Annotated in this window: 17 protein-coding genes; 4 read left to right on the top strand and 13 right to left on the bottom strand. The window is 68.6% G+C overall.

All coding sequences use genetic code 11. The features are described 5' to 3' along the window. Positions 1 to 22: 22 nt before the first annotated feature. The 4 genes from nusA to pip form a co-directional block, all read right to left on the bottom strand. Positions 23 to 1,633, bottom strand: coding sequence for a transcription termination factor NusA (gene nusA, locus EEY80_RS04030; RefSeq protein WP_126975289.1), 1,611 nt, complete (start codon positions 1,631 to 1,633; stop codon positions 23 to 25). Between the two features lie 32 nt (positions 1,634 to 1,665). Beyond that, complete coding sequence (rimP, locus tag EEY80_RS04025) at positions 1,666 to 2,280, bottom strand: ribosome maturation factor RimP (protein ID WP_126975288.1); 615 nt, start codon at positions 2,278 to 2,280, stop codon at positions 1,666 to 1,668. Positions 2,281 to 2,441: 161 nt separating this feature from the next. Further along, positions 2,442 to 2,900: a tryptophan-rich sensory protein TspO gene (gene tspO / locus EEY80_RS04020; RefSeq protein WP_126975287.1), complete on the bottom strand. Its 459-nt coding sequence runs from the start codon at positions 2,898 to 2,900 to the stop codon at positions 2,442 to 2,444. A gap of 16 nt (positions 2,901 to 2,916) precedes the next feature. Further along, positions 2,917 to 3,900 (bottom strand): prolyl aminopeptidase, encoded by a 984-nt coding sequence (gene pip, locus EEY80_RS04015; protein WP_126975286.1) that lies wholly within the window; start codon positions 3,898 to 3,900, stop codon positions 2,917 to 2,919. A 66-nt stretch (positions 3,901 to 3,966) separates the two neighbouring features. On the opposite strand from pip, the gene ubiG reads away from it, so the two are divergent. Next, a complete protein-coding gene (gene ubiG, locus EEY80_RS04010) occupies positions 3,967 to 4,725 on the top strand; it encodes a bifunctional 2-polyprenyl-6-hydroxyphenol methylase/3-demethylubiquinol 3-O-methyltransferase UbiG (protein ID WP_126975285.1) in 759 nt (252 codons plus the stop codon). On the opposite strand, the gene EEY80_RS19980 is transcribed toward ubiG, so the two are convergent. Genes EEY80_RS19980 through EEY80_RS03990 form a run of 5 tightly spaced genes read right to left on the bottom strand, consistent with a single transcriptional unit; the run spans position 4,726 to position 7,283 of the window. Continuing rightward, positions 4,726 to 4,890 (bottom strand): hypothetical protein, encoded by a 165-nt coding sequence (locus tag EEY80_RS19980; protein WP_164738126.1) that lies wholly within the window; start codon positions 4,888 to 4,890, stop codon positions 4,726 to 4,728. 45 nt (positions 4,891 to 4,935) lie between these two features. Beyond that, entirely contained in the window at positions 4,936 to 5,382 is a 447-nt protein-coding gene (locus EEY80_RS04005; RefSeq protein ID WP_126975284.1) for a MarR family winged helix-turn-helix transcriptional regulator, read from the bottom strand. Next, entirely contained in the window at positions 5,382 to 6,212 is an 831-nt protein-coding gene (locus EEY80_RS04000) for a carbon-nitrogen hydrolase family protein (protein WP_126975283.1), read from the bottom strand. The genes EEY80_RS04005 and EEY80_RS04000 overlap by 1 nt, the downstream gene beginning before the upstream one ends. A 4-nt stretch (positions 6,213 to 6,216) precedes the next feature. Beyond that, entirely contained in the window at positions 6,217 to 6,474 is a 258-nt protein-coding gene (gene grxC, locus EEY80_RS03995) for a glutaredoxin 3 (protein ID WP_126975282.1), read from the bottom strand. A 35-nt stretch (positions 6,475 to 6,509) separates the two neighbouring features. Continuing rightward, positions 6,510 to 7,283, bottom strand: a complete 774-nt coding sequence (locus tag EEY80_RS03990) for a ComF family protein (protein ID WP_126975281.1) — start codon at positions 7,281 to 7,283, stop codon at positions 6,510 to 6,512. A gap of 31 nt (positions 7,284 to 7,314) precedes the next feature. Here EEY80_RS03990 and EEY80_RS03985 point away from each other — a divergent pair, with 31 nt between their 5' ends. Continuing rightward, on the top strand, positions 7,315 to 8,136 hold the full coding sequence (locus EEY80_RS03985) for a methyltransferase domain-containing protein (RefSeq protein WP_126975280.1): 822 nt from the start codon (positions 7,315 to 7,317) through the stop codon (positions 8,134 to 8,136). Positions 8,137 to 8,161: 25 nt separating this feature from the next. Here EEY80_RS03985 and EEY80_RS03980 read toward each other — a convergent pair whose 3' ends face one another. Together EEY80_RS03980 and otsB are read right to left on the bottom strand one after the other, a co-directional pair. Continuing rightward, complete coding sequence (locus tag EEY80_RS03980) at positions 8,162 to 9,589, bottom strand: alpha,alpha-trehalose-phosphate synthase (UDP-forming) (protein ID WP_126975279.1); 1,428 nt, start codon at positions 9,587 to 9,589, stop codon at positions 8,162 to 8,164. An 11-nt stretch (positions 9,590 to 9,600) separates the two neighbouring features. Continuing rightward, positions 9,601 to 10,329 (bottom strand): trehalose-phosphatase, encoded by a 729-nt coding sequence (otsB, locus tag EEY80_RS03975; RefSeq protein WP_164738125.1) that lies wholly within the window; start codon positions 10,327 to 10,329, stop codon positions 9,601 to 9,603. 159 nt (positions 10,330 to 10,488) lie between these two features. Between otsB and hemH the strand changes: the two genes are divergently transcribed. Continuing rightward, complete coding sequence (gene hemH / locus EEY80_RS03970) at positions 10,489 to 11,559, top strand: ferrochelatase (protein WP_126975277.1); 1,071 nt, start codon at positions 10,489 to 10,491, stop codon at positions 11,557 to 11,559. A gap of 120 nt (positions 11,560 to 11,679) precedes the next feature. On the opposite strand, the gene EEY80_RS03965 is transcribed toward hemH, so the two are convergent. Together EEY80_RS03965 and EEY80_RS03960 are read right to left on the bottom strand one after the other, a co-directional pair. Then, positions 11,680 to 11,862, bottom strand: coding sequence for a hypothetical protein (locus EEY80_RS03965; protein WP_126975276.1), 183 nt, complete (start codon positions 11,860 to 11,862; stop codon positions 11,680 to 11,682). A gap of 147 nt (positions 11,863 to 12,009) precedes the next feature. Then, positions 12,010 to 12,648, bottom strand: coding sequence for a L,D-transpeptidase (locus EEY80_RS03960; RefSeq protein ID WP_126975275.1), 639 nt, complete (start codon positions 12,646 to 12,648; stop codon positions 12,010 to 12,012). A gap of 223 nt (positions 12,649 to 12,871) precedes the next feature. On the opposite strand from EEY80_RS03960, the gene dalA reads away from it, so the two are divergent. Then, a complete protein-coding gene (gene dalA, locus EEY80_RS03955) occupies positions 12,872 to 13,384 on the top strand; it encodes a divisome-associated lipoprotein DalA (RefSeq protein ID WP_126975274.1) in 513 nt (170 codons plus the stop codon). The last annotated feature ends 6 nt before the right edge of the window (positions 13,385 to 13,390 follow it).

Genomic DNA, 13,390 nt, shown 5'->3' with positions numbered 1-13,390 from the left:
GCCCGCTGCGTCCCGAGGCCGGTCAGGCCTCGTCCTCCTCGGTTTCGGTCGCGTCCTCCTCGACGCCGGACAGTTCCGCCGGATCGACCCAGCCCAGCTGGATGCGGGCGGTCATCACCAGGTTCTGCGCCTCTTCGAGGCTGACGTCGAACTTCTCGAGGATGCCGTCGTCCTTGACGCGCTCGCCATTGACCGTCGTCCAGCCGCCGGCCAGTTCCCAGTCGGCGCAGGTGGCGAAATCTTCCAGCGTCTTCACGCCATCCTTCGCCAGCGCCTCCACCATCTGGGGAGTGAGGCCCTCGAATTCAATAAGGCTGTCCTCGACTCCCAGCTCGCGGGCCGCTTCCAGCGCCTTGCGGTTCTGTTCCTCGATCCGGTCGCGGGCGCGGGCCTGCAATTCCTCGGCCGTGCCCTCGTCCACCCCGTCGATCACCAGCAGCTCGTCGAGATCGACATAGGCGACCTCTTCCAGATTGGTGAAGCCTTCCGCCACCAGAAGCTGGGCGAAAGTCTCGTCCAGATCCAGCGCATCCATGAACATCTGCGTGCGTTCGGTGAATTCGGCCTGACGGCGTTCGCTTTCCTGCGCCTCGGTCATGATGTCGATGTCGAGCCCGGTCAGCTGGCTGGCCAGCCGCACGTTCTGGCCGCGCCGGCCGATGGCGAGGCTCAGCTGTTCGTCGGGCACCACGACCTCGATCTTGCCGGCTTCCTCGTCGATGACGACCTTCGACACCTCGGCGGGCTGCAGCGCGTTCACGAGGAAGGTGGCCTGATCCTCGTTCCACGGAATGATGTCGATCTTCTCGCCCTGCAACTCGTTCACCACCGCCTGCACGCGGCTGCCCCGCATGCCGACGCAGGCGCCGACCGGGTCGATGGAGTTGTCATAGCTGATCACGGCGATCTTCGCCCGGCTGCCCGGATCGCGGGCCACGGCCTTGATCTCGATGACGCCGTCGTAGATTTCCGGCACTTCCATCTTGAACAGCTCGGCCATGAACTGCGGGTCGGTCCGGCTGAGGAAGACCTGCGGGCCCCGCGCCTCGCGCCGCACGTCCTTGATATAGGCGCGGATGCGGTCGTTGGGGCGATAGCTTTCGCGGCCGATCTTCTCGTTCCGGCGCAGGATTGCCTCGCCCCGGCCGATATCGACGATGATGTTGCCGTATTCCTCGCGCTTGACCATGCCGTTGATGATCGAGCCCTTGCGGTCCTTGAACTCGTCGAACTGGCGGTCGCGCTCGGCCTCGCGCACCTTCTGAAGGATCACCTGCTTGGCCGACTGCGCGGCGATGCGGCCCAGATCGACGGGGGGCACCTCGTCCACGATCTCGTCGCCGATCTGCGGGTCGGCCAGATACTGCTTGGCCTGCTTGGCGGTCAGCTGGGCGTGATAGTTCTCGACCGCCTCGTCCTCGACCACAGTGCGCACCCGGGTGAAGGTGGCGCGGCCGGTCTTGCGGTCGATCGACACGCGGATGTCCATCTCGGCGCCGTAACGCGACTTCGCGGCGCGGGCGAGGCTTTCCTCCATCGCCTGGATCACCAGTTCCGGGTCGATCATCTTCTCGCGCGCGACGGCCTCGGCCGTCTGGAGAAGTTCAAGCTGGTTGGCAGAGGTAATCGCCATCTGTCGTCACTCCCGGTCTGGGGTTCTTGGTCTTAGTGTTTCACCGCGGGGGCGTCGTCATCCTCGGCGCCTTCCGTATCGTCCGTCTCGTCAATCTCGTCGAACTGGCTTTCGTCGATGATCCCGGCATCCTTGCGCTGGCGCAGCATCTCGGCGATCAGCTCGTCGGTCAGCACCAGCTTGGCATCGGCCAGCCAGTCGAATTCCAGCCCGATCACCACCGACTCGCCGCCGTTCTCGATCTCGATCAGCACCTCGTCGCCCTCGGTGCCGCGCAGCATGCCCTTGAACCGCTTGCGCCCGTCGATCTGCTCGGTCGTCTCCAGCCGCACCTCGTAATCGGCCCAGGCGTCGAAATCCTTCAGCCGGGTCAGCGGCCGGTCGATGCCCGGCGAGGAAACTTCTAGGTTGTAGTTGTCCTCGATCGGGTCCTCGACATCGAGGACGGCCGACACGGCGGTGGAAATCTTCGCGCAATCCTCGACGTCGATCCCGCCCTCGGGCCGGTCCGCCATGATCTGCAGTGTCTTGGTCTGCCCGCCCATCAGCCGGATGCGCACCAGTTCGAACCCCAGCCCCTCGATGGCGGGCTGCACGATCTCGGCCAGGCGACGGTCGATCGCGGTCTTGGCGATAAGGTCGGTCATTCCGGTGCCTCAAAACGAAAAACGGGCCGAAGCGGCCCGCACATCTTCCGGTTGGGCTGCGAGTTTGGACCCCGCAGCGCCGCTGTTGACGCGGATATAGGCAAAGGCCGCAGAGTCTGCAAGCGGAGTCTTCGGCGGCCCCGCGGCCGGGGCCGGCCGGGTCAGACCTTCGGATTGAAGCGCCAGATCCACAGGTTCAGCGCGGCCGCCACCGCCAGCCAGGCGAGGTAGGGCAGGATCATCAGCCCCGCCAGCGTGTCGAGCGTCCAGAAGGTGACCAGCGTGCCCACCACCGCCACCAGCAGCGCCCCCATCACCAGCAGCCCCGTCAGCATCCGGTGCAGGCCGAAAAACACCGGCGTCCACAGCGTGTTCAGCGCGATCTGCATCGCCCAGAAGGCCAGCGCCTGGCCGTTGCCGGGCAGCACGGCGACCCGGGCCGCGGCCCAGGCCATCAGCAGGTACAGCACCGTCCACACCACCGGGAAGGCCCAGTTCGGCGGTGTCCAGGAGGGCTTGCGCAGGCCATCGTACCAGGGGCCCGGCTTGAACAGGAACCCGGTGGCGCCGGCAGCGACGCAGGCGGCAAGGAAAGTCAGGAACAGGGGCAGGGTCGTCATCGCGCTCTCCGGCGGTTCAGCGCGCGGGGCCGTCGCGCAGGGCATTCATCACCCGGACAAGTTCGGCGCTGATCCCCGGTTCCGACAGCGCGTGGCCCGCGACCGGGATCAGCCGCAGATCGGCCCGCGTCCAGCCCTGCGCCAGCCGCCAGGCGGAAACCGGCGGGCAGATCATGTCATAGCGCCCCTGCACGATGGTGGCGGGCACATGGTCGATCAAGTGGCGGTCCTTCAGGATCTGCCCGTCCTCGCGCAGGAAGGCGTCATGGTGGAAATAATGGTTCTCCAGCCGGGCGAAGGCACGGGCATAGTCCGGCGCCGCCTCGCCCAGCGGCAGGTCATGGTCGACCGAGGCCAGTGCATTTTCCCAATGCGCCCAGATCCGGCCATGCCGCGCCTCGGTCGCGTAGTCGCCGCTGAACAGCCGCCGGTGATAGGCGCCGATCAGGTCGCCGCGTTCCGCCTCGGGGATCGGCTGGCAGAACCCCGCCCAGAGATCGGGCCAGAACTTCCCCGCCCCGCCGCCATAGAACCAGTCGAGCTCTGCCCGGGTGGCGAGGAACACCCCGCGCAGCACCAGATGCGCCACGCGGTCGGGATGCGCCTGCGCATAGATCAGCCCCAGCGTCGCGCCCCAGCTGCCGCCGAAGACGATCCAGCGGTCGATGCCAAGCGCCTTGCGGATGCGCTCGATATCCGCGACCAGATGCCATGTCGTGTTCGCCTCGACGCTGGCATGGGGCCGCGACCGGCCGCAGCCGCGCTGGTCGAACAGCACGATGCGATAGACCGACGGGTCGAAATAGCGCCGCATCGCCGGCGAACAACCGCCGCCCGGCCCGCCATGCAGGATGACGACCGGCAGCCCGTTCGGATGGCCGCATTGTTCGACATACAGGCGATGCCCCTCGCCCACGTCCAGCAGCCGCTGGTCGTAGGGATCGCACGGGGGATAGAGCAAGGCGCCGGGCGCGCGCTTTTGACCTGCGGTTCTGTCCATGATCGGACTATATAACGCAAAATATTCGCCCGCCACCGGGCGTTGCACCCGGAAGGAGTTGCCGCCATGACAGCAGAGACCGCCAGCGCCGCGACCGGCTCCATCGACCCGGCCGAGGTCGCGAAATTCGAGGCGATGGCCGCCGAATGGTGGGACCCCGAGGGCAAGTTCAAGCCGCTGCACCTGATGAACCCCTGCCGGCTGGACTATATCACCCGGCAGATCGCGGCCCAGTTCGACCGCGACCTGACCGCGCCCCTGCCCTTCGCCGGGCTGCGGATCCTCGACATCGGCTGCGGCGGCGGGCTGCTGTCGGAACCGATGGCGCGGCTGGGGGCCGCGGTGACAGGTGCCGACGCTGCCGCGCGCAACATTCCGGTGGCGCGGCTGCATGCCGAACAGTCGGGGCTGGCCATCGACTATCGCCATACCACGGCCGAGGCGCTGGCCGGGGCGGGCGAGGCCTATGACGTGGTGCTGAACATGGAAGTGGTGGAACATGTGGCGGACCCGCCCGCCTTCCTGCGCACCTGCCACGACCTGTTGCGCCCCGGCGGGCTGATGATCTGCTCGACCCTCAACCGCAACGCCAAGTCCTTCATGATGGCGATCGTCGGCGCGGAATGGGTGATGCGCTGGCTGCCGAAGGGCACCCATGACTGGGCGAAGTTCATCACCCCGGACGAGCTGTTCGCGATGATCCGCGCCGCCGGACTGGACCCGGCGGACCGCAGGGGAATGGTTTTCAATCCGATCGCGTGGAGCTGGTCCCTGTCCGACCGCGACCTGAGCGTGAACTACGTCACCGCCAGCGTCCGCCGCTGATCATCGCCGGCGGACGGGCGGCTCCTCGGTCGGACGCTCGACCTGTTTCGCCGGGTTCTGCACGTCGAACTCCTCGGGCCGGTGCTTCGAGCCCTCGTGATCGTCCTGGTCGTTGCGCCGGTCGGGCGGATCGGCCTTGTCGCGCGACTTGGGTGAATTGGGCATGGTGGCTCTCCTTTTAGACAGGAAACACCCACCGCCGCGGATTGTTCATCCGCCGCTGACGTCCAGCCGCGCGCGCAATTCGCGCAGCACCGGCAGCGCGGCACGCACCTTGTCGGCGCCGATGGCCTTCACCACCTCGGCGATGACCGGGGTCAGTGCCGCCAGCGCCGCGTCCCGCGCCGCACGCCCCGCCGGGCTGATCGACACGAACTTGCGTCGCGCGTCGTCCCAGTCGGGGCGGATATGGACATGACCCGCCCATTCCAGCTTGGACAGGGTGTTGGTCATCGCGCCCCGGGTGACGTGGAAGGTCTGCGCCAGTTGCGCCGGGGTGCGTTCCTCGGCCGAGCGAGCCAGATGGTTCAGCACCGAGAAATGCGAGATCTCCATGCCTTTCGGCAGCGCCTTCGACACGACGCCGCGGGCCAGCTGGTCAGCCATGAACACTTCGGCGAACAGCGCCGCGGCAAGGGATTCGACGCCATCGCTCATCAGGGATTGTCGAAGGGCCGGTCGTGGGACAGCGACGGAACCCGCGCCCGCGCCCGGTCTACCTGCGCAAGGTCGATGACCGCCTCGACGATGCCGGGGGCGGCGCCGCCATCGGCGACCACCTCGCCCCAGGGCGCGACGACCAGGCTGTGGCCATGGGTGCGGCGCGGGCGTCCGCCGTGGTCGGCATGGCTGCCGCATTGCGCGGGCGCCAGCACCCAGCACCCCGTCTCGATCGCGCGGGCGCGCAGCAGCACCTCCCAATGCGCGGCGCCGGTGGTGTCGTTGAAGGCGGCGGGCACAGTCAGCACCTGCGCCCCCGCCTGCGCCAGCCGGCGATACAGATGCGGGAAGCGCACGTCGTAGCAGACGGTCATCCCGATCCGTGCGAAGGGCGTTTCCGCCAGCACGGCGTGATCGCCGGGGCAGTAGCCGGCGGATTCGCGATATTGCTCGGTCTCGGACACCGTCACGTCGAACATGTGGATCTTGTCGTAGCGCGCCACCACGCTGCCATCCGGGCCGATCAGGAAGCTGCGATTGGCAAAGCGGCCATCCGCGTCGCCGGTCTTCAGCGCCAGCGAGCCGATCAGCAGCCAGATGCCGGCCTGCGCCGCCTCGGCCCGCAGCGCGGGCAGCGTCTCGTCCTCCTCCTCGGTGCGCAGCACCGCCTGCTGATGGGTCCGGTCCGACGAAATGCAGTTCGTCACCTCGGGCGTCAGCACGAAGTCGACGCTGCGCGCTGCCGCCTCGCGCAGCATCCGGCGCACCATGTCGAGGTTTTCGGCGGGCTGGTCGGTCGAGGTGATCTGCAGCAGCGCGACGCGCATCGCCTCACCCCTTCAGCAGCGGGTCGAGCCGGCCGGCATGGTCCAGCGCGTGCAGGTCATCGGACCCGCCGACATGCTGGCCGCCGATGAAGATCTGCGGCACGGTGCGCCGCCCGCCGGCCCGCTCCATCATTGTCTCGCGCAGCGCAAAATCGCGGCTGACGTCGATTTCGGTATAGGCGGCGCCCTTCCGGGCCAGCAGGCGCTTGGCCGCATGGCAATAGGGGCAGGTGGGGGTGGTGTAGATCTCGACGGGCTGCATGGTGGTCCTTTCCGGTTGGCAAGGACTATAGGACTTCAGCCGTCCTTCGCAACGCGCGCCAGCGACAGAACACGCACCGAGCCTGCGCCGGCCGCCAGCGCCGCCTCGGCCGCGGCGGCGAAGGTGGCGCCGGATGTCATCACGTCATCGACGATCAGCAGGTCGCGGTCCCTCAGCCGCGCCGCGCGGGCGGGGGCGACTCGGATCGCGCCCGCGAGGTTGCGGAACCGGTCGTCGCGGCTGCGCCCGTCCTGGCTGGGCGTAGCGCGGCGGCGGCGGAACAGGTCGGGGCAATGGTCGCAATTCACCGCCCGCGCCAGCGCCCCCGACAGCAGCGCCGACTGGTTCGCCCGCCGCGCCAGCAGCCGCCGCCAGTGCAGCGGCACCGGCGCGATCAGCGTGCCCGGCCGGATCAGCGGCGCCGCCGCCTGCGCCAGCCAGCGCGCGAGCGCCGGCACCAGGTCCAGCCGGTCGCCATGTTTCAGCGCCAGCACCAGCTGCCGCCCCGTGCCCTCATAGACCATCGCCGCCCGCCCCTGCACCCAGGGCCGCGCCACGCGCAGGCAGTCGTCGCAATGTTCGGCCCGGCCCGGTTCGGCCTCGCCCGGCAGGGGCGCGCCGCAGAGGTCGCAGGCCAGCCCCCGGATGAAACCCGCATTGCCCCAGCAGGCCGGGCACAGGCCGAAGGGTTCGGCGACCGGGGCGTCGCAGGCGACGCATTGCGGCGGAAAGATCAGGTCGATCCCGCCCCGCCAGCCGCGCCGCGCGATCCGGCGCAGGGCCGCCGCCGGCCTTGCCGGGCTTTGCATTCCATCGGGACCGCCCCTAGATGCATCCATCATGACCCAGTCGAATTCCCCCGCCGCCCCGCGCCTGACCGACCGCGCCGCGCTTGCCCGCCACCGCGCCCGCGCCCGGCGGCAGGGGCCGGCGCTGTTCCTGCACCAGGAGGCAGCGGACGAGGTTCAGGAAAGGCTGGCCGAGGTTAACAGGGCGTTTACGGCCCCCGCCATCGTGACGCCCTTCCCCGAGGCATGGCAGGCCTTTCCCGATGCGCTGATCCTGCCGGATGCCGAGGATCTGGGGCTAGGCCCCGGCGCGCATGATCTGGTGATCCACGCGCTGGCGCTGCACTGGGCCGATGACCCGGTGGGGCAGCTGGTGCAGTGCCGCCGCGCGCTGCGGCCCGACGGGCTGTTCCTCGGCGTGCTGTTCGGCGGGCGCAGCCTGCAGGAATTGCGCGCCGTGCTGGCAGAGGCCGAGTCGGCGGTGACCGGCGGGCTGTCGCCCCGGGTGCTGCCGATGGCGGAGATCCGCGATCTGGGCGGGCTCTTGCAGCGCGCGGGCTTCGCGCTGCCGGTGGCCGACGCGGTGACGCGGCAGGTGGAATATCGGGGCCTGCCGCATCTGGTGCGCGACCTGCGGGCGATGGGCGAGACGAATGCGCTGGCCGCCCGCCACCCGGCGCCGATGCCCGCCGCGATGCTGGCGGAGGCGGGGCGGCGCTATGCTGCCGGCTACCCCGCGCCCGAAGGCCGCATCCGCGCCACGGTCGAGACGATCTTCCTGACCGGATGGGCCCCGCATGACAGCCAGCAGCAGCCCCTGCGCCCCGGTTCCGCCGCCACCCGGCTGGCCGATGCGCTGCGGCCGCGCGACTGACGGGCCGGGTTCAGGCGGGCCGGGATCAGGCGGCCCCGGTCGGCGCCTCGGCCTCCTGCGGCGGCTCCTCGGCCTGTGTTGCGCGATCTACCGCCCCCTCTACCGCCCCGTCCAGCGCCGACAGGAAGGCCTCTGACCACCAGTGCACGTCCTGCGCCTGCACACCGGCCATCAGCAGCTCCCAGCGTTCCTGCCGTTCGTGACGCGGCATGGTCAGCGCGGTCAGGATCGTGTCGGACACGCCCTGTTCGTCATGGGGATTGACCAGCAGCGCCGCCTCCATCTGTTCGGCCGCGCCGGCAAAGCGGCTGAGAATCAGCACGCCCGGATCGTCGGGGTTCTGCGCCGCGACGAATTCCTTCGCCACGAGGTTCATCCCGTCCATCAGCGGCGTCACCAGCCCCACATGCGCGGCGCGGTACAGGCCCGCCAGCGTGTCGCGCGGGATCGGCCGGTGGATATAGCGGATCGGCTGCCAGGTGATGTCGGCGAAGCGGCCGTTGACCCGGCCCGACAGCGATTCCAGCTCGTCCCGGATCGCATCATAGGCCTTCACCCCCTCGCGGGTGGGCGGCGAGATCTGCAGCAGCGAGACGTGGCGGTGCCATTCCTCGTTGCGTTCGAGGAAGGTTCCGAAAGCGCGGAAGCGTTGCGGCAGGCCCTTGGAATAGTCCAGCCGGTCCACGCCGATCATCATCTGCCGCGTCGGCTTCACGATCCCCTGCGGCAAGAGGTCGAACTGCGTCGCCGCCAGACGGGCGAAATCGTCCGTGTCGATGCCGATGGGGAAGGCCGCGATCCGCGTCGACAGCGCCCCCATGCGCATCCGGCCGTCGTCCTGCAGCTCGGCCCCGCCCAGCAGTTGCATCCCGCCCACCGCATGAACCACGTCGCGTTCCGCCTGCAGGCCGACAAGGTCGTATTCCATCAGCCAGTGGCACAGCTCGGCCCCGTAGGGCATCGCCTGCAGGCCCAGCGGGGTCGGGAAGGGCGTGTGCAGGAAGAAGCCCACGGGGTTCTTCGCCCCCAGTGCCCGCAGCTCGTGCGCCAGCGGCAGCAGGTGGAAGTCATGCACCCAGATCCGGTCGTCGGGCTTCAGGATCGTGGCCACCAGCCGGGCGATGCGCCGGTTCACCGTGCGATAGGCATCGTAATATTCGCTGCGGATCTCGATCAGGTCGGCGCGGTCGTGGAACAGCGGCCACAGCATCGAATTGGAATGGCCGGCGTAGTAGTTTTCCTTCTCGTCCGCCGACAGGTCGAAGGACAGGCGGCGGAAGGGTCCGCCCTCCACCTCGGTCAGCGTCTCTGCCGGTTCCTCGACCGTCTCGGCGGCAGAGCCGATCCAGATGCCGCCGGTACGCTCCAGCACGTCCTGCAGCGCCACCACCAGCCCGCCCGAGGGGTTCGGCCCCAGCGGGATCCGGTTGGAAATGCAGATCAGTCGTCCCATGCCCCTGCCCCCTACATATCCGCCGCGCGCAGCCAGACCAGCACCTCGGCCGGCCCCGCCAGCCGGTGCCGCGCCTGCGATGCGCCGTCGCCGATCTTGACGCCGAGCCCGCCGGCCTGCTGCGCCCAGCCGATGGCGGGCTCGTCGGTGGCGTCGTCGCCGGCATAGACCGGGCGGCGGCCGGCGAAGGGCGGCTCGTCCGCGATCCGGCGCAGGGCGATGTCCTTGGACGCGGATTTCGGCTTCAGCTCGAAGGCCATCTTCGCGGGCTGGATCTTCAGGTCCGGCCAGTCGGCCAGCACCTCTTCCACAAAGGCGCGCGCCTCGTCCTCGGCCTCGGGATTGCCGCGGAAATGGATCGCCGCGCCATGCGGCTTCGGTTCCGCCAGCAGGCCGCGCGGCGCGGCGAAGTCGGCAAAGCGCGCATGCAGCGGCGCAAGGTCCTGCGCCGCGCCATCCGCAGCGGCCAGCGTGGGCAGGCCCCGCGCCTCGGCCCCGTGGCTGCCGATGATCGGCCCGCGATAGCCGGGCAGGAAGCCTGCCAGATCGGCGATGGCGCGGCCCGAGACCAGCGCCAGCGCGCCTTCGGAGGCGTCGTGCAGGCGGTTCAGCAGGTCCGCCATGCCCTGCGGGATCTCTACCGCATCGGGTGTGGGGGCGATCTCGACCAGTGTGCCGTCGAAATCCAGAAAAATGGCATCGCCGCGCGGGTCCAGTCCCGGCGGTTCCTGAAATGTCATCCTGTCGGTCGTCCTTCCTGTCATCGTCATGGTTCCGAAGTCGCCCCTGGCGGTTCGGACTTGCGGCAATCTGCCGGGGGCGGTTCCGATTGACCCATAGCCAAAACAGGTTATCTGCGGTTCGGTTCCGACCAGAAGCCAAGTCCGAGGACGATCCAGATGACCGAGCCGCAGCCGCGCGTCCTGCCGCCTGCCCAGCGACCCGCCCATGCCCCCGCAGACCATCCGGCCCTGCCGGCGGAACGGATCGGCATCCTTCTTGCCAATCTCGGGACGCCGGACGGCTATGACTACTGGTCGATGAGACGGTACCTGAACGAGTTCCTGTCGGACAAGCGGGTGATCGACTACCCGTCCTGGAAATGGCAGCCGCTGCTGCAGACGGTGATCCTGGCCAAGCGCCCCTTCACCTCGGGCGCGAACTACAAGTCGATCTGGAACGAGGAGCGCGGCGAAAGCCCGTTGATGACCATCACCCGCGACCAGACCGCCGCCATCGCCGCCGCGGCCCTATCCCGTTGGGGCGACAAGGTTCTGGTCGATTTCTGCATGCGCTATGGCAACCCGTCCACGGCCTCGGTGGTAGACCGGATGGTGAAGGCGGGCTGCACCCGCATCCTGTTCTTCCCGCTCTATCCGCAATACGCGGGCGCGACCTCGGCCACCGCGAACGACCAGTTCTTCCGCGCGCTGATGCGGCAGAAACGTCAGCCCGCCAGCCGCACCGTGCCCGAATATTGCGCGCATCCGCTGTATATCGAGGCGCTGGCGCAATCGGTGGAGCGGGTCTATGCCACGCTGCCGGCGCGGCCGGATGTGCTGGTGGCCTCCTATCACGGGATGCCGAAGCGCTATCTGATGCAGGGCGACCCCTACCATTGCCAGTGCCAAAAGACCTCGCGCCTGCTGCGCGAACGGCTGGGCTGGGACAGGGGCGCGATCGACACCACCTTCCAGTCGGTCTTCGGCCCGGAGGAATGGCTGCGGCCCTATACGGTGGAACACGTGGCCGAGCTGGCGCGGCAGGGCAGGCGCCACATCGCCGTCGTCTCGCCCGCCTTCAGCGCCGACTGCATCGAGACGCTGGAAGAGATCAACGGCGAGATCCGCGAAAGCTTCCTCCATGCCGGGGGCGAGACCTTCACCTATATCCCCTGCCTCAACGCCGATCCGGCGCATGTGACGGCGCTGATGGCGGTGATCGGGGAGAACCTCGCGGGCTGGGTCTGACCTGGCCCGCCCGGACCGGGCCCGCCCGGTTCCGGCGCCTGTCAGAGAACCCGTCGGGGCAAACGAAAAGGCGGTGGACATGCCACCGCCTTTCCAGTCGTCTGAAACCTTGCGGTTCGATCAGTCGGCGGCCACGGCGGCAGCGACCAGAACCAGCAGCAGCAGCGGAACAACGATGCCGGCCGACGAGGACGAGGTGTCCTCGACGATGACTTCCGGCTCGATGATCGGCTCAACATAGCCGCCGGCGAAAGCGGTGGAAGCGGCGACCGACAGAGCAGCGGCGAGCGCGATTTTCTTCATAGTAACCTCCAGTTACGCCCCGTGCCGATTCTTTGTGAGGACGGCAAGAAGGCTCAAGTCTGTACCTCGTGTCTCCGTCTAAGCAGCTACCGAAGTGATTTGCAACGGGCACCTCGCGCAGCCGCAGAAGACGGCCTTTCGATGTCGTCAAATTAGCAACACCTGCGTGCCTACTTTCGCCAGCGAAAAAAGTTCCGTGATATGCTCATTATAGAGCCCGATGCAGCCGTTCGACGACCGCCGACCGATCTTGCGCGTGTCATGTGTGCCGTGGATCCGGTAGTACTGCCACGACAGGTACAGCGCATAGGGACCGAGCGGGTTTTCGGGCGCGCCGCCTTCCACCACATCCGGCCATTCGGGGTTGCGCTCCTTCATCGAGGGCGTCGGCCGCCATGTCGGCGCCACCACCTTCTGGATCACCTCGGTCTCGCCCAGCCGGGTCAGTTCGTCCGAGACGGGAACCGAGGTCGGATACAGCTTGTAGACCGATTCATCCTCGGACCAGTAGTGCAGCGCGCGGGACGTGATGTCGACGAGGATGGCGCCGTTCTTCAGGCTGCCGAAATAGGGCTGCCACTGCAGCGACCGGAAGCTTGACGCATTGCGGCGCGAGACCGAGGTGACGGCGGTTTCCATCTGGGTGCTGCCGTTCATCAGCTGCCCGCCCGACTGGGCCAGCGCCGACTGGGTCAGCGCGGGCGTCGCCGCCAACGCCGCCGCCGTCCCGAGAAAGGCCCGGCGGCCCAGCCCGCCCGGCCGACCGCCTGTCCGCTGGTTCTGCATCCGTTTCTCTCCTTGCACCGCTGCCATGGCCCTGTTCCCGGACCCTGCCCCTCGACCGGCCGGCGAAGGTCCGCCGCCGGTTGCGAAAACCGGCCGGAAGATAGGCGCGGCCGCGAAATTCCGCAATTCAAACCGCCGTCAGCGGCAGCACGTTGCGTTTGAACCGCCGCGGTGAAGGCGCTACAGCTGCAAGCCGCATGATGCACCCCGCTCAGGACCAGACATGACCCGCACCACCGGCCTCCTGCTTTCCGCAGCCCTCGTCCTCGCCGCCTGCAGCGTCGGCGAGCCGCCCCGGCTGGGGGCCGATGGCAAGCCGCTGCCGCGGGTCTATGCGATCCGGCCGGGCAGCGAGGGCCAGATCCAGTACCGGATGCTGGATGCCGTGAACGCGCTGCGCCAGGCCCGCGGGCTGACGCCCCTGCAGCTGAACGCGCAGCTGAACGCCGCCGCTGCCACCCATGCCCGCGACATGCATGTGCAAAACCGGCCCTGGCATTTCGGCTCGGACGGATCCTCGCCGATCGACCGGGTGCGCCGCGCGGGCTATCCCGGCACCATGCTGGGCGAGAACATCTCGGAAAGCTTCGAGACCGAGCTGGAAACGCTGTCGGCCTGGATGGCGGACCCGACCACCGCGCAGGTGGTGGTGGACCCGATGGCCCGCGACATGGGCTTTGCCTGGTATCAGGAACCCGCCGGCAAGATCTGGTGGACCATGGTCACCGGCGGCTGAGGCGCC

Source organism: Frigidibacter oleivorans, assembly GCF_003993775.1.
GTDB classification, from domain to species: Bacteria; Pseudomonadota; Alphaproteobacteria; order Rhodobacterales; family Rhodobacteraceae; genus Frigidibacter; species Frigidibacter oleivorans.
The sequence above is the reverse complement of the archived record's forward strand: the minus strand, read 5'-3'. Positions and strand labels throughout refer to the sequence as shown.